The sequence below is a fragment of the Crossiella sp. NPDC003009 genome (assembly GCF_053591555.1).
This window is the reverse complement of sequence record NZ_JBSFUA010000021.1, coordinates 48,006-71,274: the sequence shown is the minus strand read 5'-3', so window position 1 is coordinate 71,274 and position 23,269 is coordinate 48,006. Positions and strand designations below refer to the sequence as shown.

23 protein-coding genes and 2 pseudogenes are annotated in these 23,269 nt (G+C 70.3%); 11 read left to right on the top strand and 14 right to left on the bottom strand.

Translation table 11 applies throughout. The features are described 5' to 3' along the window. Positions 1 to 35 precede the first annotated feature (35 nt). Entirely contained in the window at positions 36 to 1,718 is a 1,683-nt protein-coding gene (locus tag ACWDY5_RS22555) for a 3-hydroxyacyl-CoA dehydrogenase family protein (RefSeq protein ID WP_449724138.1), read from the bottom strand. A gap of 210 nt (positions 1,719 to 1,928) precedes the next feature. Between ACWDY5_RS22555 and ACWDY5_RS22550 the strand changes: the two genes are divergently transcribed. From ACWDY5_RS22550 to ACWDY5_RS22535, 4 genes are read left to right on the top strand one after another with little or no spacing between them, the layout of a single operon-like run. Continuing rightward, positions 1,929 to 2,795, top strand: a complete 867-nt coding sequence (locus ACWDY5_RS22550; protein WP_449724137.1) for a 3-hydroxyacyl-CoA dehydrogenase family protein — start codon at positions 1,929 to 1,931, stop codon at positions 2,793 to 2,795. Beyond that, entirely contained in the window at positions 2,792 to 3,067 is a 276-nt protein-coding gene (locus ACWDY5_RS22545) for an acyl carrier protein (RefSeq protein ID WP_449724136.1), read from the top strand. The genes ACWDY5_RS22550 and ACWDY5_RS22545 overlap by 4 nt, the downstream gene beginning before the upstream one ends. Then, complete coding sequence (locus ACWDY5_RS22540) at positions 3,060 to 4,169, top strand: acyl-CoA dehydrogenase family protein (RefSeq protein ID WP_449724135.1); 1,110 nt, start codon at positions 3,060 to 3,062, stop codon at positions 4,167 to 4,169. The genes ACWDY5_RS22545 and ACWDY5_RS22540 overlap by 8 nt, the downstream gene beginning before the upstream one ends. Positions 4,170 to 4,178: 9 nt before the next feature. Then, positions 4,179 to 5,255 carry an HAD-IIIC family phosphatase gene (locus ACWDY5_RS22535; protein ID WP_449724134.1) on the top strand — a complete coding sequence of 359 codons (1,077 nt, stop codon included), beginning with the start codon at positions 4,179 to 4,181 and terminating at the stop codon, positions 5,253 to 5,255. A gap of 70 nt (positions 5,256 to 5,325) precedes the next feature. On the opposite strand, the gene ACWDY5_RS22530 is transcribed toward ACWDY5_RS22535, so the two are convergent. From ACWDY5_RS22530 to ACWDY5_RS22520, 3 genes are all read right to left on the bottom strand, one after another. Next, positions 5,326 to 5,991, bottom strand: coding sequence for an O-methyltransferase (locus tag ACWDY5_RS22530; protein ID WP_449724133.1), 666 nt, complete (start codon positions 5,989 to 5,991; stop codon positions 5,326 to 5,328). Between the two features lie 1,770 nt (positions 5,992 to 7,761). Further along, the gene (locus tag ACWDY5_RS22525; protein ID WP_449724132.1) at positions 7,762 to 8,052 is read right to left on the bottom strand and encodes a hypothetical protein; all 291 of its coding nucleotides are present in this window, start codon (positions 8,050 to 8,052) and stop codon (positions 7,762 to 7,764) included. Further along, positions 8,049 to 8,363 carry a hypothetical protein gene (locus ACWDY5_RS22520; protein WP_449724131.1) on the bottom strand — a complete coding sequence of 105 codons (315 nt, stop codon included), beginning with the start codon at positions 8,361 to 8,363 and terminating at the stop codon, positions 8,049 to 8,051. Before ACWDY5_RS22520 ends, ACWDY5_RS22525 begins: the two co-directional genes overlap by 4 nt. 520 nt (positions 8,364 to 8,883) lie before the next feature. On the opposite strand from ACWDY5_RS22520, the gene ACWDY5_RS22515 reads away from it, so the two are divergent. Beyond that, on the top strand, positions 8,884 to 9,066 hold the full coding sequence (locus tag ACWDY5_RS22515; RefSeq protein WP_449724130.1) for a hypothetical protein: 183 nt from the start codon (positions 8,884 to 8,886) through the stop codon (positions 9,064 to 9,066). A 173-nt stretch (positions 9,067 to 9,239) separates the two neighbouring features. Here the strand turns inward: ACWDY5_RS22515 and ACWDY5_RS22510 are convergent, their stop codons facing one another. Then, positions 9,240 to 9,668: an ankyrin repeat domain-containing protein gene (locus ACWDY5_RS22510; protein WP_449724129.1), complete on the bottom strand. Its 429-nt coding sequence runs from the start codon at positions 9,666 to 9,668 to the stop codon at positions 9,240 to 9,242. Positions 9,669 to 9,679: 11 nt separating this feature from the next. Then, positions 9,680 to 11,932: a catalase gene (locus ACWDY5_RS22505; protein WP_449724128.1), complete on the bottom strand. Its 2,253-nt coding sequence runs from the start codon at positions 11,930 to 11,932 to the stop codon at positions 9,680 to 9,682. A gap of 431 nt (positions 11,933 to 12,363) precedes the next feature. Here ACWDY5_RS22505 and ACWDY5_RS22500 point away from each other — a divergent pair, with 431 nt between their 5' ends. After that, positions 12,364 to 13,116 (top strand): FtsX-like permease family protein, encoded by a 753-nt coding sequence (locus ACWDY5_RS22500; RefSeq protein ID WP_449724127.1) that lies wholly within the window; start codon positions 12,364 to 12,366, stop codon positions 13,114 to 13,116. 766 nt (positions 13,117 to 13,882) lie between these two features. On the opposite strand, the gene ACWDY5_RS22495 is transcribed toward ACWDY5_RS22500, so the two are convergent. After that, a complete protein-coding gene (locus ACWDY5_RS22495) occupies positions 13,883 to 14,197 on the bottom strand; it encodes a recombinase family protein (RefSeq protein WP_449724126.1) in 315 nt (104 codons plus the stop codon). A 370-nt stretch (positions 14,198 to 14,567) separates the two neighbouring features. Between ACWDY5_RS22495 and ACWDY5_RS22490 the strand changes: the two genes are divergently transcribed. The 5 genes and pseudogenes from ACWDY5_RS22490 (at position 14,568) to ACWDY5_RS22470 (ending at position 16,384) form a co-directional block, all read left to right on the top strand. Then, complete coding sequence (locus ACWDY5_RS22490; RefSeq protein WP_449724125.1) at positions 14,568 to 14,918, top strand: DsbA family protein; 351 nt, start codon at positions 14,568 to 14,570, stop codon at positions 14,916 to 14,918. A gap of 51 nt (positions 14,919 to 14,969) precedes the next feature. Continuing rightward, positions 14,970 to 15,193: pseudogene (locus ACWDY5_RS22485) on the top strand (vitamin K epoxide reductase family protein); the annotation flags it as partial. 33 nt (positions 15,194 to 15,226) lie between these two features. Then, on the top strand, positions 15,227 to 15,406 hold the full coding sequence (locus tag ACWDY5_RS22480) for a hypothetical protein (protein WP_449724149.1): 180 nt from the start codon (positions 15,227 to 15,229) through the stop codon (positions 15,404 to 15,406). A gap of 48 nt (positions 15,407 to 15,454) precedes the next feature. Next, positions 15,455 to 15,955, top strand: a complete 501-nt coding sequence (locus tag ACWDY5_RS22475; protein ID WP_449724124.1) for a hypothetical protein — start codon at positions 15,455 to 15,457, stop codon at positions 15,953 to 15,955. Between the two features lie 132 nt (positions 15,956 to 16,087). Then, positions 16,088 to 16,384, top strand: coding sequence for an SDR family NAD(P)-dependent oxidoreductase (locus ACWDY5_RS22470; protein WP_449724123.1), 297 nt, complete (start codon positions 16,088 to 16,090; stop codon positions 16,382 to 16,384). A 471-nt stretch (positions 16,385 to 16,855) separates the two neighbouring features. Here the strand turns inward: ACWDY5_RS22470 and ACWDY5_RS22465 are convergent, their stop codons facing one another. The 7 genes and pseudogenes from ACWDY5_RS22465 to ACWDY5_RS22435 form a co-directional block, all read right to left on the bottom strand. Next, positions 16,856 to 17,641, bottom strand: coding sequence for a tyrosine-protein phosphatase (locus tag ACWDY5_RS22465; protein WP_449724122.1), 786 nt, complete (start codon positions 17,639 to 17,641; stop codon positions 16,856 to 16,858). A 104-nt stretch (positions 17,642 to 17,745) separates the two neighbouring features. Then, complete coding sequence (locus tag ACWDY5_RS22460; RefSeq protein WP_449724121.1) at positions 17,746 to 18,603, bottom strand: ABC transporter permease; 858 nt, start codon at positions 18,601 to 18,603, stop codon at positions 17,746 to 17,748. Continuing rightward, positions 18,590 to 19,384: an ABC transporter ATP-binding protein gene (locus ACWDY5_RS22455; protein WP_449724147.1), complete on the bottom strand. Its 795-nt coding sequence runs from the start codon at positions 19,382 to 19,384 to the stop codon at positions 18,590 to 18,592. The genes ACWDY5_RS22460 and ACWDY5_RS22455 overlap by 14 nt, the downstream gene beginning before the upstream one ends. Then, positions 19,376 to 20,644 (bottom strand): annotated as a pseudogene (locus tag ACWDY5_RS22450) (sulfate adenylyltransferase subunit 1); the annotation flags it as partial. The pseudogene ACWDY5_RS22450 and the gene ACWDY5_RS22455, both read right to left, overlap by 9 nt. Next, a complete protein-coding gene (cysD, locus tag ACWDY5_RS22445) occupies positions 20,644 to 21,549 on the bottom strand; it encodes a sulfate adenylyltransferase subunit CysD (RefSeq protein ID WP_449724120.1) in 906 nt (301 codons plus the stop codon). The pseudogene ACWDY5_RS22450 and the gene cysD, both read right to left, overlap by 1 nt. Then, positions 21,546 to 22,214, bottom strand: a complete 669-nt coding sequence (cysC, locus tag ACWDY5_RS22440) for an adenylyl-sulfate kinase (protein WP_449724119.1) — start codon at positions 22,212 to 22,214, stop codon at positions 21,546 to 21,548. The genes cysD and cysC overlap by 4 nt, the downstream gene beginning before the upstream one ends. Then, positions 22,214 to 23,269, bottom strand: a complete 1,056-nt coding sequence (locus ACWDY5_RS22435; RefSeq protein WP_449724118.1) for a glucose-1-phosphate thymidylyltransferase — start codon at positions 23,267 to 23,269, stop codon at positions 22,214 to 22,216. The genes cysC and ACWDY5_RS22435 overlap by 1 nt, the downstream gene beginning before the upstream one ends.

The following is a 23,269-nucleotide window of genomic DNA, read 5'->3' as shown; positions in this document are numbered from 1 at the left end:
GTCCCCCAAGCTGTCTGGGTCGGATGCGGTTGCGGTCAGGCGGGCTCGTGCGGGTAGAAGCCCCGGCCGGTCTTGCGGCCGAGGTGACCGGCCGCGACCAGCTGGCGCAGCGGTTCGGCCGGGCTCAGGCCGGGGTCCCGGAAGACCTCGTGCAGCCGGATCACGGTGGCCAGGCAGACATCCAGGCCGATCATGTCCTGCAACTGGAACGGCCCCAGCGGGAAACCGTGTCCACCGGCCATGACCTGGTCGACGTCGGCGATGTCCAGGTGCTGCCGGTGGGCCAGCGCCACCGCGTCGTTGAGGTAGGGCAGCAGCAGCCGGTTCACCACGAACCCGGCCCGGTCCCCGCAGCACACCGGGCGCTTGCCCAGCGCGGTGGCCAGGCTGACGCCGGTGGCCACCGCCTCGGGCGCGCTCGACCTGGTGTGCACGACCTCGACCAGGCGCATCACCGGCGCCGGGTTGAAGAAGTGCAGGCCGATCACGTCCTGCGGGCGGCTGGTGGCGGCGGCGCAGTCGGTCACCGACAGGCTGGAGGTGATGGTGGCCAGCACCGCGCCGGGCCGGGCCACCCGGTCCAGTTCGGCGAAGACGGCCTGTTTGACCGCGAGGTCCTCGGCGACCGCCTCGATCACCAGATCGCAGTCGGCCAGCGCGGCGAGTTCGGTGGTGCAGACCAGCCGGTCCATGGTCGCGGAGAGCTGTTCGGCGGTGAGCTTTCCCTTGCGGACCCGGCGGTCCAGCGAGCTTTCCACGGCGGCGGTGACCTGTTTGGCGCGCAGGTCGGTGCGGGCGACCAGCACGGTGTCATAGCCCGCCGCGGCGGTCACCTCGGCCACGCCGGTGGCCATCGTGCCCGAGCCGACCACGCCGATCCGCCGCACCGAGCGGGCCTTGGCGGCCGGCGCCGGCGGTGTGTCGTCCACTGTGGACTCGTAGTTGTGGAAGCCGCGACCGGACTTGCGGCCCAGCCTGCCCTGTTCGACCAGGCGGTCCAGGATCGGAGCCGGGGTGAAGGAGCGGTCACCGGTGCGCTCGGCCAACGCGCGCAGACCGGCCGCGGCCACGTCCAGGCCCATCCGGTCCAGCTGGGCCATCGGGCCGATCTTCAAGCCGCAGCCCAGGGTCATCGCCACATCGACCTCGGCGGGGCTGGCGTAGCCCTCCTCGCACAGCGCGGCCGAGCGGTTGAGGTAGCGCAACAGCAGCGAGCCGCCGATGAAGCCGGGGTGATCGCTGACCAGCACCGGGGTGCGGCCGAGCGCGCTGATCAGCCCGATCATGGCCTGGCGCACCGGTTCCTCGGTGACCGGGGTGCAGACCAGCTCCAGCACCTTGGCGCCCGGTTGCAGGCCGACGGTGCGGGTCAACCGCCCGCTCTCCAGGGCCAGCTCGGTCACGGACAGCCCGGCGGTGGTGGTGGCGAAGACGGTGTCCGGGCCGCAGAGCTCGTTGACCCGCCGCAACATCGCGAGCTTGATCTCGGCCTGTTCGGGCAGTGCCTCGATCACCAGATCCGGCGCCGGCGCGCCGGCCGGGTCCACGGTGAGGTCGAACTTCCCCGCCACGGCGGGTATCCGCTCCGTCGCACGGGCCAGTGCCGCCGGATCGGCCTCGATACCGATCACCTGATGCCCGTGCTGGGTGAACAGTGCGGCCAGCTCGGCGCCGACCGTGCCCAGGCCGAGCACCCAGACGGTGGGAAACGCGGTCATGGCAGAGGTCCTCTCCGTGCCGGATGTCAAGCGGGTCGGGCAGAGCGTGGCGGTCGGAGGCCCGAGCGGGACAGGTCGGCGATTCGACGTTTGACCGACGTTCGCCGGATGCGCGGCGCAGCGTGGGGACAACGTCCGGCCAACGTCGTGTTGCCGGGCGGGGCTGGCACGCGAGGTTGTGCGCACCCGGACCGCACGGAGGAACCCGCTTTGGCCACAACCACACCCGCCACCCGGCTCACCGTGCTCGGGGCGGGCACCATGGGCGCGGGCATCAGCGCGCTGGCGATCGGGCACGGCGTCCCGGTCACCCTGGTCGATGTCTCCGAGGAGGTGCTCGGCCGGGCCAGGACGAGCATCGGGCACCAGCTCCGGCTGGCCAGGCTGATGGATGCGCTACCCCACGGGCGGGGCACCGCCGAACTGCGCACCAGCCTGACCCTCGATTCGGCAGCCGATTCCGAGGTGGTCATCGAGGCGATCACCGAGGATCCGGCGGTCAAGGCCAAGGTGATCGCCGAGGTCTCCGCGCTGACCCGGCATGGCATCCCGTTGGTGTCCAACACCTCCGGCATCCCGATCGACGAACTGGCCTGTTCCGCGCGCAGGCCGGGCGAGCTGGTCGGCACCCACTTCATGAACCCGCCGTACCTGATCGGCATGGCCGAGGTGGTGCGCGGCCCGCGCACCGCGCCCGAGGTGCTCGCCAAGGTGCAGGCCCTGCTGTCGGCGCTGGGCAGGCGCACGGTGGTGGTCGGGGACTCCCCCGGGTTCGTCACCAGCCGCCTGCTGCACCCGATGATCAACGACGCGGCCCGGATCGTCGGCGCGGGCACCGCCACGGCCGAGGACGTGGACACGCTGATGCAGGGCTGCCTTGGGCATCCGACCGGGCCGCTGCGCACCGCCGACCTGATCGGCCTGGACAACCTCGCCGACGCGCTCACCGTGCTGGCCGAGCGCACCGGCAATCCCGGCTACCAGCCCTGCGAGACCCTGCTCGCGCACGTGCGCGCGGGACGGCTAGGCCGCAAGAGCGGCCAGGGATTTTACGACTACGGAGAGGCGCAGCCGTGAGCACCGAGCACACCGCGGAGACCATCGCGGCGGAACTGACCGCGCACCTGGCGGCCACCCTGAAGACCACGGTGGACCCCGACCACGACCTGTTCGCCTCCGGGCTGGTCTCCTCCATGTTCGCCATGCAGCTGGTGGTGCACCTGGAGGGGACCTACGGGGTGGCCATCGTCGGCGGCGACCTGAAGCTGGACAACTTCCGCACTGTGGACCGGATGACCGGCCTGGTGCTGCGGTTGCGGCAGGCCGAGCCGGTGAGCGACCGTGCCTGACCAGCTGGCCGCGGAATGCGCCAGAGTGGCCGGGCTGGTCGGTGACGAGGCCGGGGCCTGGGACCTGGCCGGGGAACTGCCGGAGAAGATCCTGGACGAACTGGGCGCCAGGGGCCTGCTCTGCGCCGAGGTGCCCACCGGCTACGGGGGACTGGGTTTCTCCAGCCGGGACAACGGTGAGCTGACCGCGTTCACCGGCAGCCTGTGCAGCTCGCTGCGCAGTGTGATGACCTCCCAGGGCATGGCCGCCTGGACCATCCAGCGACTCGGCGATTCCGCGCAGCGGCGGCGCTTCCTGCCCCGGCTGACCGCGGGCGCCCGCGCGGCGGTCGGCTTCAGCGAGCCTGCCGCGGGCAGCGATCTGTCCACAATGGACACCGAAATCCGGCTGGACGGGGACTCGGTGGTGCTGGACGGCCAGAAGGTGTGGATGACCGCGGCCGCCTACGCCGATCTGCTGGTGGTCTTCGGCCGCTTCGGCGACGACGGGGCCGCGGTCGTGGTGCCCCGCTCGACGCCGGGCGTCACGGTGGAGCCGGTGGCCGATCCGCTGGGCTGCCGCGCCGCCGGGCACGCCGATGTGCGCCTGGACCAGGTCCGGCTACCGGCGGCGCGCCTGCTCGGCGGCGGCGGGCAGCCGTTGTCCTTGCTGGTGACCACCGCGCTGGCCTACGGCCGGATGTCGGTGGCCTGGGGCTGCACTGGGATCGTGCGGGCCTGCCGGGACGCCGCGGTGCGGCACGCCCGCAACCGGGTCCAGTTCGGCGTGCCACTGGCCGAGCACCAGCTGGTGGCCCGGCACCTGGCCGAACTGCTGGTGGCCGAACAGATCGCGACCAGGGCCTGTGAGCACGCCAGTGACTGCTGGGACAACGGCTCCCTGGAACAGGTCATCGCGACCGTGCTGGCCAAGCACGTCAGCGCCGCCAGGGCAGCCGAGGCCGCGGCCACCGCGGTGCAGGTGTTGGCCTCCGCGGGGGCCAGGGACGGGCATGTGGTCGCCCGCGCCTACCGCGACGCGAAGCTGATGGAGCTGATCGAGGGCAGCACCGAGATCTGCCAGCTGATCCTGGCCGGCCACGCGCTGGCCACTGTGTCCTGAGGAGGACCGATGTCGACGGTGAAGTGCCTGGTGTGGGATCTGGACAACACGCTGTGGAACGGCACCCTGCTGGAGGGCGACGACGTCGGAGTCTCCGAGGAGATCCGCGCGGTGGTCAAGACCCTGGACGCGCGCGGCATCCTGCAGTCGGTGGCCAGCAAGAACGACCACGACCTGGCCTGGGCCAAACTGGAGCAGCTGGGCCTGGCCGAGTACTTCCTGCTGCCGCGGATCGGCTGGCAGGCCAAGTCGCTGTCGGTGCGCGAGATCGCCGACCGGCTGCGCTTCGCCCACGACACCATCGCCTTCATCGACGACCAGCCGACCGAACGCGCCGAGGTGAACCACCACCTGCCCACGGTGCGCTGCTACCCGGCCGATGCCGCGGCTGGCCTGGCCGAACTGCCCGAGTTCAGCCCAGCCACGATCACCCCGGACTCCCGCCGCCGTCGCGAGATGTACGACGCGGGCTTTCGCCGGGAGGCCGGGCAGGCCGAGTTCGCCGGGTCGGACCAGGACTTCCTGCGCTCGCTGGAGCTGCGGATGGACATCGGCCGGGCGGACGCGGCGGAGCTGGCCAGGGTGGAGGAGCTGACCCTGCGCACCAGCCAGATGAACGCCACCGGCGTGCACTACTCGGATGAGACCTTGCGCGGGCTGATCGCCGATCCCCGGCACGAGGTGCTCACCGCCACCATGGCCGACCGGTTCGGTCCGCACGGCGCTATCGGCGTGCTGCTGTTGCGCACCGGCGCGGCGGCCTGGCACCTGAAGCTGCTGGCCACCTCCTGCCGGGTGGTCTCCTTCGGCGCGGGCGCGGTGATCCTGAACTGGCTGGCCGACCAGGCCGCGCGGAGCGGGGTGCACCTGGTGGCCGATTTCCGGCGCACCGAGCGCAACCGGATGATGGAGATCGCCTACCGGTTCGCCGGGTTCACCGCGGACCCGTGCGTCTGTCTGTCCACAGTGGAGCCATCCACATCGGACGGATTGCAGCGCCTGCACCTGGCGCCCGCCCGGCAGTCCGCACCGGCCACCATGCGGTTGCGAGCGCCGGAGCTGGCCGGTCATGCCACCCGCACCTGAACTCCCGCCCACCGCCGGAGCCCAGTCGCCGGCGTCCGCCTGTCTCGGCGGCGCCAGCGACCTGCCCTGTTCAGTCCCGTCTGCGGGCCAGGGTCAGCCCGTCGGCCACCGGCAGCAGCGAGATGTCCACCCGCTCGTCGTCCCGGAGCAGCTCGTTCAGCTCCCGGATGGCCACGGTGTCCGGATCCTGTGCCGCCGGGTCGAGCACTCGCCCGAAGAACAGCGTGTTGTCCACCGCGATCAGCCCGCCGGGCCGCACCAGTTCCAGCGCCGCCTCGTAGTAGCGCACGTAACTGGCCTTGTCAGCGTCGATGAACACCAGGTCGACCGTGCCGGGTCCGCGCTCGGCGAGCAGTCCGGCCAGCGTGTCCACCGCCGGACCCACCCGGAGTTCGATCCGGTCTTCGACTCCGGCCCGCCGCCAGTACTCCGCGCCGAACTTGGGCCACCGGTCGGTGATATCCAGGGTCACCACCCCGCCGCCCGGCGGCAGCGCCCGGGCCAGGCACAGCGTGCTGTAGCCGGTGAAGGTACCGATCTCCACCACCTCCCGCGCGCCGATCAGCCGGGCCAGCAGGCCGAGCAGCTGCCCTTCTTCCGCGAGTACCTGCATGGCCCCACCCCCGGGCAGGGCCGAGGTCTCCTCGCGCAGTTCCCGCAGGATGTCGTCTTCTCGCGAAGAGACCGCGCGGACGTATTCCAGAATTTCCCCTGAAGCCTCAATCTGCGTCGCCACCGAAATTCCCCCAACCACGTCTCGTTAATTTCACATACCCTCTGAGCTGCGGAAATGCGTCTCAGAATAGAGATTATCCTAGCACCGATCAGCTCTGTCTGCGATCACAGTCATAGCCGACAGAACACAACTACCAGGGGAACTTGCGCGGAAGCTGTATCTGGCGATCATGATGCCCTGGACGGATTCGCGGCCGGGCCGGAAGGTGAGCCGGACGGATCATGGGGGACAATCCGGAGCTGGCGGAGCCGATGGCCGAGCAGCTGCGCGGGGCGACGCGATGATCTTCGGTCACGCCGCCTACCGGGGTCTCGCCCAGTGCTGGATGGACGGGCCAACGGAGAAGCCGACCGACCGGCGGTCCCCTCCCGCACCCACTCCGCCAGAGGCTGAAATCGCCTGAACAAGCTTCTAGCTTGAGTTTTAACCTGTTCGGCGGGGTCGCCGGGTGGTCGACCTCGCCTTCTTCCGCTGCTCGATTTCTGCCCGTTCGTGCCGGTGAGGGTGTGGACGTCGACCACCGACCGGGGGACCCGCATGGCCGCGACCACGCGCTGCCGTGCTCGCGCGACCTCGCGGTGGACCTGGGCACCCAGCAACACCATCAGCGCTTGGCGCACCGGCCTTTCCAGTTCCGCCGGACCGCCAGCCTCCGGCAACCACACCTGCACACCCAGCGCGGTCAACCGCCCCAGCACGTGCCGGAACTGATCACCCTCGAACCCGCGCTCGTACTCCCCCACCACGGCCGCGTCGAACTCACGGTCCGAACGCTCCGCCGCCGCCAGCAACGCCGCGGCCGCCGGCCTGGCCCACCACGACCTCCACCGCGACCGACCCTCGTCGACAAACTCGACCACAACCTCATCGAAGCCCTCAACCAGCTCATCCGACACCGCCCGCTGCCAAAGTCCGTGATGTCTGCGGTTCCTGGAACTCACTCGTCGACATCCGCCCATAGAACGCAAACCGCACACCACCAACCAACCCGCTTGGAGGGCGAGCCGAACCACGACGACGAGCGGCAACCGCGCCCACAAACTCCGCACCAGTCCACGCCGCCATTTCGGCTCCCTTCCCTGCGCAGGGCCGAGACAACGACCGGTCATCCCCTATGAGGTCGGAAGTTCCAGCGCTACCTGAACGGACCTGCCGCTCCGCCTGTCCCATTTGAACGTCCAGTCGTCAGCCAACAGGGCAGGGCGCTTGACCGCGCACGAACTCGACCGACAGCCCGACTTACGTGGCTGGCTCACGGCATCACGAACTACGCCAATCAGGGTGTGGCAGCGGGGTGATCGCGCGGCACAGCGCCCCGGTACCGGTGATGGCCTGCTGGCAGACCGTCTCAGTGATCGTCAGCCGTTGGCCGATCTGGACCGGACTGGCCGACACCTTGGCCAGGTACTTGGCATCACCGCCGCGCCTGCTGTCGACGTCGAGCTTGATCTCAATCTGCGGTTGGCCGGGCGGAAGGGGGGCGCGCTGGCTCCGGTTCGAGCAGCACCTCGCGCTGGGCCGGGTCGCAGTCCGCTCAACCGGCTCAGCGCCAGCTGTCCACTGAGGACGTTGAGGCTGCGGATGCGGTGATCACCATGGGCTGTGGCGACTCCTGTCCCATGTTCCCGGCAAGCTGTGCCTGGACTGGGCTCAGGAAGACCCTGCCGGACAGGACCTGGAGGCGGTGCGTCCGATCCGGGACAAGATCGACCGCGGTGTCCGCGTCCTGCTGAGCGAACTTCTGGACGCCTGATAACCCTTCGAGCGTCTTCAGGTTCGCGTGCTGACGCTGCCGTCGCCGGTCTCCACACCGCCCGCCGGCGGTTGCTGGACCTGGGGCTGCTTGTCCGAGGGGAGCACGGTGAAGGTGGCGCGCAGGGTCTGGTCGCCACAGGTCACCGTGACCGGGTGTGGGCCTGGCTGGGCGTCTGGGCGCACCGTGCCGCTCGCGCGCAGCGCCCACGGCTGGTGGCCATGGGGGTCTCGGCGCGGTGTCCCCATGGACAGCGTGGGCGAAGTGATCGGACCGGGGTCGGTGTCGCAGGCGACCTGTGTGGTCACGGCGGTGCCGCGGGTGCCGCGGGCAGGAGTGAGGACGAGGGGCCTGCGGAGTCGGCGATCCGGGCGGCGCCGGTGTAGGCCCGGTAGCCGGGCAGGCTGGAGCGGAGGATCAGCTTCACCTCGGCAGCGAACGCGGGTGAGCTGACCGGGCCCGCGTCCCCGTTCTGGCACACCAGCTTGAGGTCCACGGAGCTGCCCTGCTCCGCGACGAACGGGGCGACCGTCAGCGACTCCGGCGAGCCGGCCCACGCCGGGCTCGGGGCGAGGGCGGCCAGGCCGCCGCAGATCGCCAGTACTGCCGCGCGTCTCATTGTTCTTCCTCCGCTTCGCTTCCTGATGTCTCGATTCGAGTCTGCTGTGCGTGCGCTCCGGCGGGCAGAGCCGGAGTTCCTCGCCGGATGGGGCGAAGGTCCGTGGTCAATCGGGTCGGTGTTCCTGGAGCAGGGCGAACCACAGCTCCGCGGCGACCTGGTCGCCGGTCCGCCCCTGGTGCAGACCTGCCTATTGAGTCCACTGTGGACATTTCTGTGAGGCGGTCCACTCGACCGCAGCGCCGATCGGCGTCGAGTAGCCGTTTGACCGACACACCCGCGCTGGGGTTCTAGGTACCGCCCGGTTCACCCCACACTCGGGCGTGCAGCCAACCGAGGTAGACGCGCAGACCCAACGCCATGAGTGTGGCGTGCAAAGCGAGCGCGGACTCCTGGTTTTTCCAGCTGTAGCAGAAGAAGACGTCGTGCGTCTGGCCGGTCACCACTCACCCTTTGTCCTGTCGATCACGCCTCGTCTCCACACGAGTTGATCGCCCGCTCGGTAGGGCAGCCCAGAGCCATGGCGAAGGCCATCGCGCCTGCGCCGGTCTGCCTGCGAGGCGAGCACCGCGATCATCGCGCTGACCGGATGCCCGACCAGCACGACGTCACGCAGGTCGAGCCCGGCGCAGATGTCCAGAACGTCTTCGACGTACCCGGCGAGAGCGGAGCAACGTCGCGGCAACCACGCCGCGAGTTCTAACCCGCCCGCGCCACGTGGTCGAACAGCACGAGCCGGACCCGCGGGCAAGCACCGCCCCCGGGCCGTCCTCGCGACCGGTGACAGTCACGTCGTCACCGCGGCGCGTGTCCATCACCGGATCCGGCCACCTGGACGACGGGCCGGCCTCCGGTACCCGCGGCCCCTGACCTGGTCTACGCGGTCCGTTCGCCCGTTCCCGCCGGTGCGGTGGAGCGGGCCTCCAGCAGCGCCAGCATCTCGGGCAGGTCGAAATGCCTGGCCACGTCGAGCGCCGACCTCGGCCCGAGCGCGGGATCCGCGCCCGCGTCGAGCAACAGACTGGTGGTGCGCTCGGAACGGCGGAAGACCGCCGCCCCGAGCGCGGTCTGTCCCCGGTCGTTGACGCGCCCGGTGTCCGCGCCTCGCTCCAGCAACGCCCGGACGGTGTCCGGGTGGTCGCGGTAGCTGGCGAGGATCAGCAGGGAGTCTCCCGCGCTGTTGGTGAGGTTCACCGGTATCCCCGCGTCGATCGCCTCCGCCAGCCGGGCCGTCTCGCCGGCCCGTGCCAGGTCGAACATCGAGTTGAGGAACGCGAGTTCCTCTTCGGTGAGCGCGTCGGTCATGACCGGACTCCTCAGGCGATCGTCGCGGGGAAGCGTTCCCACACCCGGTGTGCGCCGAGCAGCACGGTCAACTCCTTGAGCACATCCGCTGGGTCGTCGTCGATCACGATGCCCGGCTGGGCGGCGTACCCGGCGGCCTCGACGGCGAGACGGCCGGAGCCCCACGCGCCGATCGCCTTGGCGTGGCGGTAGCACTCCTGGACCATGCGGATGACGCGCGGGTCGATCGTGTCAGCCGGTTCGACGGGGCCTCCCGGCGCGTCCGCTCCGGAGGGTGGGCTGCCCGCGAGCAGCACCGCGTCGAACTCGACCGACCGCGCGGTCAGCAAGGTGCGCTGGGCGACCAGACCGCTGTCGGCGTCGAGCGGCCCGCCGGTCGGGGCGATCAGCAGGGGCACCATCCCACCCGCCAGCACGGTCTCGCGGACGGTCCGCACGCCATCGAGGTGGGCCGGATCGACCACGATCCCGATGACGCGTCCGTCGGTCGGCCACGTCCGCCCGATCTGGGACAGCACAGGACTCGGCGCGACCTTCTTGGGTCGCACGGTGGCGGCCGGCGCCGGCATGCCGAGCCCCCTGGCCACCTCGGCGCACAGCGTCGGGTCGACGTTGGCCAGCACGAGCAGCTGGCGTTCCCTGATGGTCTGCTCGTAGCACTTGCCGAGCTCGAAGGTGAAGGCGCGCACGAGGTGCTCCTTCTCGACCGAGGAAAGGCTCAGCCAGAACAGCCTCGGCTGCGTGTAGTGGTCGGCGAAGGAGGTGGGCGACTGCCGGATCTTGGTCGACCTGGGCAACGGCTGCGCCACCTCGACGAACGGCCGGTCCTCGGCACCTGCCTCGAACGGGTTCCCGCCGTCGAGGGTGTTCGGCCGGTAGGGAGCGACCCCGGCGTGCACCGCGTGCTGGTGGAACCCGTCCCGCAGCATGTCGTTGACCGGAGCGTGCGGGCGGTTGATCGGGATCTGGTTGAAGTTCGGCCCGCCCAGCCTGGACAGCTGAGTGTCCAGATAGGAGAACAGCCGGGCCTGCAACAGCGGGTCGTCGGTCACGTCGATGCCCGGCACCAGGTTGCCGACGTGGAACGCGACCTGCTCGGTCTCGGCGAAGAAGTTGGTCGTGTTGCGGTTGAGCGTGAGGATGCCGACCGGCTGCACCGGCACGAGCTCTTCCGGCACAATCTTGGTCGGGTCGAGCAGGTCGATGTTCTCGAACGTCTGCCTGGGCGTGTCGGGCATGACCTGCAGGCCGAGTTCCCACTGCGGGTACGCGCCGGACTCGATGGCGTCGGCGAGGTCGCGGCGGTGGAAGTCGGGGTCGATGCCGCTGATCATCTGCGCCTCCTCCCAGACCAGGGAGTGCACGCCGAGCTTCGGCTTCCAGTGGAACTTCGCGAGCGCCGTCTCGCCGGCTGCGTTGACGAGGCGGAACGTGTGGACGCCGAAGCCCTCCATCGTGCGGTAGGAACGGGGGATGCCGCGGTCGGACATGTTCCACATGACGTGGTGGGTGGCCTCGGTGTGCGTCGAGACGAAGTCCCAGAACGTGTCGTGCGCGCTCTGCGCCTGAGGGATCTCCCGGTCCGGATGCGGCTTGCCCGCGTGGATGATGTCCGGGAACTTGATGCCGTCCTGGATGAAGAACACCGGGATGTTGTTGCCGACCAGGTCGAAATTGCCTTCTTCGGTGTAGAACTTCGTCGAGAACCCGCGCGTGTCGCGGACGGTGTCCGCCGATCCTCGTGAGCCCAGGACGGTGGAGAACCGCACGAACACCTGCGTCTGGACGCCGTCGCCCAGGAAGCCGGCCTTGCAGACGTTCGCGGCGGTGCCGTAGCCCACGAACACGCCGTGCGCGCCATAGCCACGGGCGTGCACGACACGCTCCGGAATGCGCTCGTGGTCGAAGTGCATGATCTTCTCACGCAGGTGGTGGTCCTGCAGCAACGTCGGCCCGCGCTCGCCTGCCTTGAGCGAGTGGTCGGTGTCGTACAGCCTCACGCCGGCCGAGGTTGTGAGGAACTCGCCCTGCTGCCCGTTGGCGATCTTCGGGGCACCGGTGGGCGCCCCCGTCGGGGACACCGTCTCGGGGCTATTCTGGTCTGCCTTCGGCGGCAACGGCCCGCGCGGAGCGGTCGGCTCGTCGAGCGACGGGGGTTCGCTGCTGGGGGCGCCGGGGATCGGCGGGTTCGTCAGTTCGACGACCTTCTCCACCGCCTTCTCCAGCGCTGCTTTCACGAGCTTGCCTGGCTTGTGCGCAGCCACTGCTTCCTCCTCGGTGCGGGAACGTCACCAAGGCGGTACCCGTGCTTTCACCGTCCAAGCGCCGTTGAACTGATTCACTCAAATGTGGACCAAGTCCGGCAGAGCCGTCATCAACCGGCCGTACAGCGTACCGTTCACTCCTGTCCTGGCCAGTGCGACGCGGGCCGGTGACTGGTGGTGGCGCGGCCGGTTGCCCTGGCGGGTGCCGGGGTTGCTGCGCGAGGCACGCCGGTGGGGTGTGTTGCGGCCAACCGGGGCCGCCCACCAGTTCCGGCGCAGCCGGCTCCAGCACAGCTCGGCGGAGGCCGTTCACCTCGGCCGGGCCCCGTCCCGCAGGTAGGTCAGGGTGGCGAGCACCCGGCGGTTGCGGTCCTCGCCGGGGGTGCGGCCGAGGTTAGTGAAGATGTTGCCGACGTGCTTGTTTCGGCCAGGTGCGGACGGTGCCGGAGTGGGCGATGGCCCGCGCGGAACAAGCCCAGGACGGCAACGCCCGGATCCTGGCCGTGCTGATGGGACTCGCCGGGCTGTACGCGTTGCTGGCGGTGGTGAACTCGGCGGTCATCGCCGGAACCGAACGGCGGCGCGAGTTCGCCGTGGCCAGGGTGAGCGGCCTGACCCGGTCCCAGGTGGTCCGGACGGCCGTGGCCGAAGGCGCCGCCGTGGCGGTCATCGGCGTGCTGTTGGGCTGCGCGGTGGCCGGGGCGGGACTGGCCGGCATCGGCGGCGCGGTCCCGGGCGATCGGCACGGCCGTGGTGGCGGTTCCCTGGGGCCTGCTCGCGGTCGTCTCGATCGGCTCGGTGGTGATCGTGGCGGTGACAAGCGGCATCACCACTGCCCTCGCCACGGCGGAGCGGCCGGTTTCGCTGGTCACGACCAAGGAGTGAGGCGCTGCTCCGCGGGTCACCTCCCTGCCAGGCGGGCGGCCAGTGCCGTGGAACAAGCCGAACATACCGCCGCCAACCGCCTGGCCCGGCGACTGCGGCGGCTGGTGGTCGTGGTCACCGCACTCCTGCTGACCGCCGCGACCGCCGCCGGATTGTCGTCCCCGCGCGCGCGGGGATGGTCCATCGGCACAGCGCTCCAGCACCGCCGCAGCCAGGTCGTCCCCGCACACGCGGGGATGGGTCCGGCAACGCCCGTGAGCACGTGCGCTGTCATCATCCGCCCACGCACGGAGCCTTAGCCATCTCCGAGGCCACTCGTCCGTCCACCTTGGACACGATCACGCCGCTGCACACGACCTGAATAGAACAGACACCCGCATCCGTACGGAGACGCCGTCGGCACCCACTGCCTCCGCCCCGGAGGTATGCTCATCGGTGTGAACTCCCCGATTCGGGGAAACCTCACCGGCCTGGGGGGTTCAAGTCCCCCCTCGGACACAAACCATAACGCCAACTGTGCGGGTCAGGCATGTCTCGACCCTCAGAGTTCTTTTCCCGGGTTCGTAAGTGAGCCGCAACTTCAATTGCCGGTAGACCTCAGTCTTGTCCGCAGCATCAGCCGCTGCCAACGCCTTCCGAACTTCGCCCAGCCGGTCGATAAGTGCCCGGATCTCGTCCTTGGTCATCCGCCATCGCTCGGCCGCGGGTCGCGAGCGTGTCAGTGCCTCGGCGCGGCGGGCTTGGACCTCGGCCATCCACCCGGCCACCAACTGCGGGTCTGCGCCCGCTTCCAAAGCCGCGGTGGCGGTCGAGCTTGCGGTCGCACTCCTGGACCAGCCGGGCCGCCGCCAGCGTCGCCGGATCGTCGTCGGCGTCAGGTTGGGCTCGGTGGAGCGCGTCGATGGTTTCGGTCAGCCGGTGCGGGGCGAAGCAGGTGCCCAGCCACTTGTCCAGCGGGCCGAGCAGGGCATGCTCAGCCAGGTACACGTTGCGGGGGTGCTCGACTTTGTTGGCCCAACCGTACTCGTTGGGGAAGCGGCACCGGTAGAACAGGGGCTCCTTGCTCTACTGTCCCTGCATCCGCCGCCTGCACAACCCGCAGTGCACCAGCCCGGGCAACGCGTAGTGGTGACGGGTCCGGTGCCGCTCTCGCGTGGTTCGGCCCGCCCCTTGGGCGGCCATGATCTCCGGTGCGCGGCTGACGGTCTCAGTGTCGATCACCGGGTCGTGGACGATGTCGGTAGAGAAGACCCATTTGTCGCGCTCGTTCCACCGCAGCTTGGTCTCATGGCCCAGGGCTGCGTCCTCGACGTTGATGAGGACTTCGTCCTTGCGCTGTTTGTTCCACACCTGGCGGCCGGTGTAGCGCGGGTTGGTCAAGATCACCTTGATTGCGCCTGTGGACCAGGCGGCTCCCGACCGGTGTCGGTTGCGTGCCGGGTCGTACCGGCGACACCGCACCGCACCCAGCCTCGCCCTGCTCTGCGTGCTGCGCACCTAGGCCGATCCGCGCCCGCGCGTCTTCGGCCTGCCCGCACCCACCCAGAGTTCAGGGGATACCCATGACTGCCAACAGCAAGATCACCCTCACCGTCCTCGCGGTCGTCGCCGTGGTGATCACCGGCCTATTCCTGTCCAACCGCCCGGACACCCCGGCCCGCAGGGCGCGCCGCCCACCGCCCCCGCCGAGGTCCTCATCCGCCCGGACAGCCACAAACTCTCCACCGCCCCCGGCGGCAAGGTCACCGTCGTGGAGTTCCTCGACCTGGAGTGCGAGGCCTGCCGCGCGGCCTTCCCCGGCGTGGAGCGGCTGCGTGCGGAGTACGACGGCAAGGTCACCTTCGTCATGCGCTACTTCCCGATCCCCAGCCACCGCAACGCCGAACTCGCCGCCCGCGCCGTGGAAGCCGCCGGCACGCAGGGCAAGCTGGAGCCGATGTACAAGCTGATGTACGAGACCCAGCCGGAATGGGGCGACCAGCAGACCGACCATCGCGCCACCTTCCTCGGCTTCGCCCGCCGCCTGGGCCTGGACCTGCCCGCCTTCGAACGCGACCTCGACGACCCGGCCACCCAGGCCCGCGTGCTGGCCGTGGAGTAGATCGCGCTGATCCGCAATCCGGGCTACCTACCCACGTGCAGCCTCAACCCGGTGCTCAGCTGCGGCTCGGTGATGAAGACCGAACAGGCCGAGGCCTTCGGCATCCGCAACCCGCTGCTCGGCATCGCGGGCTTCGCCATCGTCACCACCGTCGGCGCCGCACTGCTGGCCGGAGCCCGGTTCCACCGCTGGTTCTGGCTCGGCCTCCAGACCGGCGCCACCCTCGGCGTGGTGTTCGTGCACTGCTGATCTTCCAGAGCCTGTACCGGATCGGGGCGCTGTGCCCGTACTGCATGGTGGTCTGGGCGGTGACCATCCCGATCTTCTACTACGTCAACCTGTACAACCTGCACCACGGCCACCTCCCGGCGCCGCGCGGCTGGCGGCCACTGCTCACCTTCCACACGATGGTCCTCACCGGCTGGTTCCTGGTGATCGCCTTCGCCATCCTGCAAGCCTTCTGGACCTACTGGAGCACCCTGTTGTGATCATCGACGCCGACGGTTCCCCGGTGACAGGCCGGGTACCTCGGTGGCATGGACAAGTACCTCGCGATCTACCTCAGAGACCAGCTGGCCATGGGCGTGCTGTGGCGGGAGATGGCCCGCCGCGCCGCGCGCAACAACCACGGCACCCCGCTCGGTGAGGCGCTCGACCGGGTGCACCGGGGCATCGCCGATGACGTCGGGACGTTCAAACTGATCATGAAACGACTGGGGATCAGACCCGACCCGGTGAAGAACGCGCTCGCGGCCGGCGCGGAGCGGCTCGGGCGGCTGAAGCTGAACGGCAGGCTGGGCGGCTACTCGCCGCTGAGCCGGTTCGTGGAGCTGGAGTTCCTCACCATGGGGATCGACGGCAAAAAGCAGCTGTGGACCACGTTGCGGGATCTGGCCGGGCTGGGCGCACGTCTGTCCGATGTGGACTTCGACCACCTGATCACCCGCGCGGAACGGCAACACGCCGACCTGGAACCGTTCCGCACCCGCGCCGGCACCGAAGCGTTCACCGCCCCGGCCAAACAGCTCGGCGGATAACAGGGCCTGGTTGCCGCGTCAGGTACCGGACGGCGCAAAACGGGGTGGCCAGTGCTGTCGGCGGTCGCAGCGGGAATCCGCCGCGGTCCGGAGTTGGATGGCGGCATGGATTTTGCTGGCAAGGTGGCCCTGGTGACCGGGGCTTCGCGAGGGATCGGCGCGGAGACCGCACGGCTGCTCGCCCGGCGAGGCGCGCGGGTCGTGGTGAACTACCGGGACAAGGCCACATGCGCCGCTCAGGTGGTGGACGAGATCACCGGGCTGGGCGGCGAGGCGATCGGGGTGCCCGCCGACCTCACCGAACCGGACGCGGTGCGGGCGATGGCCGGTCAAGTCCAGGCGGCGTACGGGCGGCTGGGCCTGCTAGTACTCAATGCCTCCGGCGGCATGGAATGCGGCGTCGATCCGGCGGCGGCGCGCCCACGCTGAAGTCGGCGCACTTCCACGGCCGCCTGCCCGAGATCGAGCAGTACAAGCCCGTCGCTCGCAGCGAACGGGCCAGCGAGGACGCGCTGCGCGAGCGCATCCCCGAGCTGACCGGACGCGGCATCAGCCTGGTGGTGGTCTCCGGCGACATGATCGAGGACACCATCACCGTTACCCTGCTCAACCGCGCCACCCCTGGCACCCTGGAAGCCCGCAGGCAGCAGGCGGGCACCTGCCCAGGGTCCCGGAGTTCGCCGCCGAGGTCACCGCGGCCACCACCGCCTCGCACGACACCGGCCACACCGCCTACGTTGGCGGCGCCGTCTACCTCACCGCCCAGCTTGCGGTGGAGCAGAGCCCATGAACGACCACACGCAGCCGGACCAGGCCCCGAGGTCCAGGACCGCTCCGGCCGCCCGGGCCTGATGTCGCACCTCCGCGCGGGTGAACCCCCGGCCCGAGCGCTGACCGGGTTCACGCGAGCGACAGGAGATATGCCCGGATCTGCAACGCGGTGGTGGTGGAGAGGCCCAGGCCGTCGGTGATGAAACTGTTGAACGCCCCGTAGTCCCTGACCACCTGGTCGAAGGCCGCATCGAGGTACTCCCGGTGGGCGTAGGTGCCGCCGAGCGCGTCGTTGCTGCGCAGGTAGTCGGCGTAGACCTGCCCCTTCGGCACGTGCAGCAGGGTCAGCAACACGGCGGTGAACCAGCCGCTCCGGTGCGCGCCCGCGCTGTCGTGGTAAAGCAGCGGCCGATCCGCCGTGGTGGCGATGTGGCGCAGGGCGCGCCCGAACCCGGCGCGCCACGAGCTGTTCCGGACGTAGTCCCGGTACAGCTCGACCAGTGCCGGGTCAAGGGCGGCGGTGTTGGCGGCGTTCGCCTCGCCGATGGGGATGGAGATCGATCTCACCCCGGCGGGCAGCCGGTCCGGCCCTTGGTTCCGCACTTCGGCGGCGGTGCGGAAATCGGCGACCGTGCTGAGGCTGAGCGTGGCCAGCCGCTGCACACCGCGCGGGGTGACGTAGGCCAGTGTGCCGGACCGGAAGACCTGGCTGTACCTGACCGTGTGCCCCTCCGTGGTTTCGTAGCCGCCGACATCACGCACGTTCAGCGCACCTTCGATGATGATCGGTTTGCCCGGTTCGGGACAGGACCACGCGGTGCACGGGTGCGCGTCCGCCTCTCCGGCGGAGGCCAGGACCGCTGCTAGTGCGGCGGTGCCTGCCTTGAGGAAGGTTCGCCGAGTGGTCGAATCCATGTCCGCCTCCAGGTGTGTGGTGGATGGCTCGCCGGCGAGCCGGTGCGGGATCCTGGTGGCAGGAGGTGGTGCGCGGCTCGAATATCGCTGGTGCGGGCAACTGGTCAGTGGGTCGGGCCGAGTCCGCGGGCGCGGAGCACGGCCCGCTCCACCGGGCGGAAGGTCAGCAGCTCGACGCCGACGCCGACGCCGAAGATCAGGAAGATTCCGGCGAACACCATTTCCATGCTGGACAGGGACCGCCCGAGCTGCAGGTACTGGCCGAGGCCGAAACCGAGCCCGGACGAGGTGGCGATCAGTTCCGCGGCCATCAGGGAACGCCAGGAGAACGCCCACCCCTGCCGCAGCCCGGCGAGGAAACCCGGCAACGCGGCAGGCAGGAGGATGTGCCACACGGTCCCCAGCCGGCTGGCTCCGAGCACCTTGCCGACGCGAGGCAGGATCGGCGGCGTCTGGTCGATGCCCGCGAGCAGCCCGTTGGCGATCGAGGGCACCGAGCCCAGCAGCACGACCAGGTAGATCGCGCCGTCGGTGAGCCCGAACCAGAGCAGCGCGGCGGGCACCCACGCCACCGAAGGCAGGCTCTGCAGGCCGGTGACCAGCGGGCCGATCGCGGCGCGCACCAGCGGCGCCTTCGCCAGCAGCAGGCCGAGCGGCGCGCCGAGCAGCACCGCGATGCCGAAGCCGATGGCGGCTCGGTGCAGCGAAACCCAGAGCAGTTCCCACACCTGTCCGCTCTCGATCGTGCCCATCAACTCCCGCCACACCGCCAGTGGCGCCGGGAGCCGGTGCTCCGGCCAGAAAGCGGCCGCCCACAGTGCCTGCCAGAGGCCGACGAGCGCGGCGACCGCGAAGGCCGGTGCGAGCACGGCCCGCCCGGCCCGGCGGATCCGGGAGCGCCGGTTCCCGCTGACCGTCGGAGTGTCCAGCCGGGCCGTTGGCATCAGGTCAGCTCTGCGCATGCGGGCCGATCACCTTCCGGAGGGCGACGGTGATTTCGTCCACAATGGACAGCTCGGCCGGCCCGGTCACGCCATCGGTGTGCCACTGGCCGGCCACGGTGCCCGGCCTGGAGCTGAGCAGGAGCACTCGCTGGCCGAGCCGAACCGCCTCGCGGACGTCGTGGGTTACGTACACCACGGCGGAACCGGTGGCCTCCCACACGCGGAGCAGTTCGCCCTGCAGCAGGTCGCGGGTGATGGCATCCAGTGCCGAGAGCGGCTCGTCCATCAGCAGCAGTGCACGGCCTCCAGACTCGGAACCGTCCATAGTGGACGCAAGCGCGCGGGCGAGGGCGACTCGCTGGCGCATGCCACCGGACAGCTCGTGCGGCCGCCGGTCGCCAACCCCGTCCAGTCGGACAAGTTCGAGCAGGCGGGTCGTCCGGGCCTGACGCTCGGCCCGGCCAACCCCGGCGAACCGCAGGGCCAGTTCCACGTTGCCCGCGGCGGTCAGCCACGGCATCAGCGCGCTCTCCTGGAACATCACCGCCGGTCGAGTGGCGCTGAGCCGGACCTCGCCGAGGGTGGGGCGCTCGAGACCGGCGATCAGGTTGAGCAGCGTCGTCTTGCCACAGCCGGAGGCGCCGAGCAGGCAGACGAATTCCCCAGGCACGATGTCCAGGTCTACGCCGTCCAGCACGTTCACCGACCGCGCGCCGTGCCCGAAGCGTTTGGTCACCCCGATGAGGCGGGCCACGGCTCCGGTCGACGGGGCGGCCGTGTCTCCGCCTGGTTCGAGCACTGGCAGCGGGTTGCCGACCAGGCCCGCGGCGAGGGTGTCCCCGCAGTCGGGATCGATCACCAGCAGCGCGCCGTTGCCGCGGTCGCGCACGTAGTCGTCCACCGGCAGCGGGCTGGACAGGCGCAATGAGGTCCGCGCGATCTCGTTGACTCCCAGTCGTCCTGGCTTGTCCACAATGGACAGAGCTTGCTCGTCGAACCGCTCGTGGATCTCACCGGCGACGGCGTGCACCGTGCTGGTCCCATGTCTGATGAGCAACCGCGCACCCGGGGTCAACGGCCGCTCGGCCAGCCAGGCGAGGGTGACCTCGACCTCGTCGGTCACCCTCGGCGGTTCGGCCGCCGAGGCGATGAGGTCACCCCTGGCGGCGACAGCGTCGCCGGCGAGCACGAGTGTCACCGAGTCCCCGGCCGCCGCCTCGGTGAGCTGACCGTCGGGCACATCGATGCGCTCGACCCTGCCGCGCACGCCCGAGGGCAGCACCACCACCTCATCGCCAGGGCGAACCTTGCCTGCGGACACCGTGCCGGCGAAGCCGCGGTAGTCCGGGTGAGTCGCGGTGCCGGGACGGATCACGCACTGCACAGGGAACCGCAAGGGCGCGGCGTCGGCGCTTGAGGCGACCGCCACCTCTTCCAGGTACCGCAACAGGGTCGGGCCGGAGTACCAGGGCAACCGAGGGCTCGGTTCGACCACGTTGTCGCCGTCCAGCGCGGACACCGGGATAGCCGTCACCGACCCGTTCCGGTAGCCCAGCGCGCTGACGTGGCCGGTGAACTCCTTGGCGGCCAGCTCGAACGCGCCCTCCTCGTGCCGCACCAGGTCCATCTTGTTCACCGCGAGCACCAAGTGGGGCACGCCGAGCAGGGCGAGCACCGCGCAGTGGCGGCGGGTCTGCGGCACCACCCCCTTGCGCGCGTCCACCAGCAGCACCGCGACCTGCGCCGTGGACGCCCCGGACACCGTGTTCCGGGTGAACTGCACGTGGCCCGGTGTGTCGGCGAGGATGAACGAGCGCCTGGGGGTGGCGAAGTACCGGTAGGCCACGTCGATCGTGATGCCCTGCTCCCGCTCCGCGCGGAGCCCGTCCACCAGCAGCGAGAGGTCGGGCGCGGACAGCGCCTTGCGCTCGCTCATCCTGGCCACCGCGTCCAGTTGATCCGTGGTCACCGCTCCAGTGTCGTGCAGCAGGCGGCCCACCAGCGTGGACTTCCCGTCGTCCACGCTGCCCGCGGTGACCAGGCGCAGCAAGTCCGCCATCAGAAGTAGCCCTCCCGCTTGCGGTCCTCCATCGCGGCCTCGGACAGCCGGTCGTCGGCCCGGCTCGCGCCCCGCTCGCTCACCCGGGAGGCCGCGATCTCGGCGATGACCTCCGGCACGGTAGCCGCGCACGATTCGATCGCGCCGGTGCACGAACCGTCGCCCACCGTCCGGTAGCGCACCGTCCTGGTCTCCACTCGTTCCCCGTCCGCCGGCCCGCCCCACGGCCCCGCGGTCAGCAGCATCCCGTCCCGGAGGTAGACCGCGCGCCGGTGCGCGAAGTAGATCGACGGCAGCTCGATGCGTTCCCTGGCGATGTAGCGCCAGACATCCAGCTCGGTCCAGTTGGACAGCGGGAAGATCCGCACGTGCTCGCCGGGCCGGTGCCGCCCGTTGTACAGGTTCCACAGCTCCGGTCGCTGCGCGCGCGGATCCCACTGGCCGAAAGCGTTGCGGAGACTGAAAATCCGTTCCTTCGCCCGGGCGCGCTCCTCGTCCCGCCTGCCGCCGGCGAGCACCGCGCCGAACCCGTTGGCGTTGATCGAGTCGAGCAACGGCACGGTCTGCAGCGGATTGCGCGTCCCGTCCGGTCGCTCCCGCACCGCGCCCCGGTCGATCCACTCCTGCACCCGCGCCACCAGCAGGCGCACGCCGTAGCCTTTCACCACCCGGTCCCGGAACTCGAGCACCTCGGGGAAGTTGTGCCCGGTGTCCACGTGCAGCACCGGGAACGGCACCGGAGCGGGCCAGAACGCCTTCATCGCCAGGTGCAGCAGCACCGTGGAATCCTTGCCCCCGGAGAACAGGACCACTGCGCGATCGAACTGCCCGGCCACCTCGCGGCAGATGTGCACCGCCTCGGACTCCAGCCGGTGCACCGAATCCGTCGCGCCTGCCCCGGTCATACCCAGCTCCGATGTACGACCAGCTCGCACACCGCCTGTACCGACTCGCTGACCGACTGCCGGTGCGCGGGCAGCACCAGCTCGGCGGCCTCCGGTGGTTCGTAGGGATCGTCCACACCGGTCAGGCCGCGCAGCCGACCGGCGCGCTGTTGCGCGTAGAGGCCCTTGACATCGCGCGCCCGGCACACCTCCAGTGGTGTGGCCACGTGGATCTCGGCGAAGTCCGCGCCGCCGTGACGGTGCTGGTCCCGCAGCCGCGCCCGGCTGGTCCGGTACGGTGCGATCACCGGCACCAGGGTGGCGATCCCGTGCGTGGCCAGCAGCAGTGCCACCCAGCCGATCCGGCGGATGTTCTCCTCGCGATCCGCCCGGCTGAAGCCCAGGTCGCGGGTCAGGTGCGCGCGGACCTCGTCACCGTCGAGCACCGCTACCGGCCATCCGGCGGCCCGCAGCCGGTCCGCGACGCCACGCGCGATGGTCGACTTGCCCGCGCTGGGCAGACCGGTGAGCAACACCGTGATGCCCGGTCCGGCCGACTCCCGTGCCGGGCCGGCGGCCGGGAACGCGGCGCGCCCGTAGTCGCCGGGGACCGGCGGCCAGTAGTACGGCGGCGCCATCGCGGCCAGCCCGTCGACGATCGACTGCCACAGGCGGCGGGGCGCCATCACGATTCCAGCCGGATCGTCGTGTCGTTCCCGATCACCAGCTCGGTGCCATCCCCGGCCACCACCTGGGTGCGGCGCCCGATGAGGCAGGAGGTCAGCCGCCGCACGCCGGAGAGCCTGGCGCGGTCCAGCACGACTGAGCACTCGATACCCGCCCGGTCCAGGTGGCAGTCCTCGCCGATGGAGGTGTACAGCCCGACGTAGCTGTCCACGATGGTGCTCCCCGCGCCGATGACCGCAGGACCGACCACCCTGGACCGGCTCACGCTCGCACCTTCACGCACCACGCCCCGGCCCAGCAGCACCGACTCCGCATCCACATTGCCGTGCACGGCGCCGGGCATGCCGTCGAGCACCGCATCGTTGCAGGCCAGCAGATCGGCGACGTTGCCGGTGTCCTTCCAATAGCCCCGGTAGCGGTAGGCCCGCACATCGTGGCCACGCCGGACTAGCCACTCGACCGCGTCGGTGATCTCCCATTCGTCGCGCGAGCTTGGCTTGATCGCGCGGATCGCGGTGTGGACGGCGGGGGTGAAGAAGTACACCCCGACCATGGCCAGGTTGCTGGGCGGGGCAGGTGACTTCTCCACCACGTGCACCAACCGGCCGCCGGCATCCACCTCGGCAACGCCGTACTGCGCCGGGTCGGCCACCGGGGCGACCACGATCCCGGCGTCCGGCCGGTCCCGTGCGAAGCGGGCGGTCAGCTCGGTGATGCCGTCGATCAGCACGTTGCCGCCCAGGTACAGCACGAAGTCCTCGTCGCCGAGGAACGGCTGGGCGGTGCGCACGGCATCGGCCAGGCCGAGGGGCTGCTCCTGGCGCAGGAAGGTGACGTCGAGCCCGAACCCGGACCCATCGCCGACCGACCAGGTGATGGCGTTCGCGCGGTCGCCGACGACGATGCCCACCTGGCTGACGCCCGCGGCGGCGATCGAGTCGAGGCAGTGGTGCAGGACCGGCCTGCCGCCGACCGGGACGAGCTGTTTCGCCATGGTGTGACTCATCGGTCGCAGCCTGGTGCCGACACCACCGGCCAGCACGAGCGCCTTCAT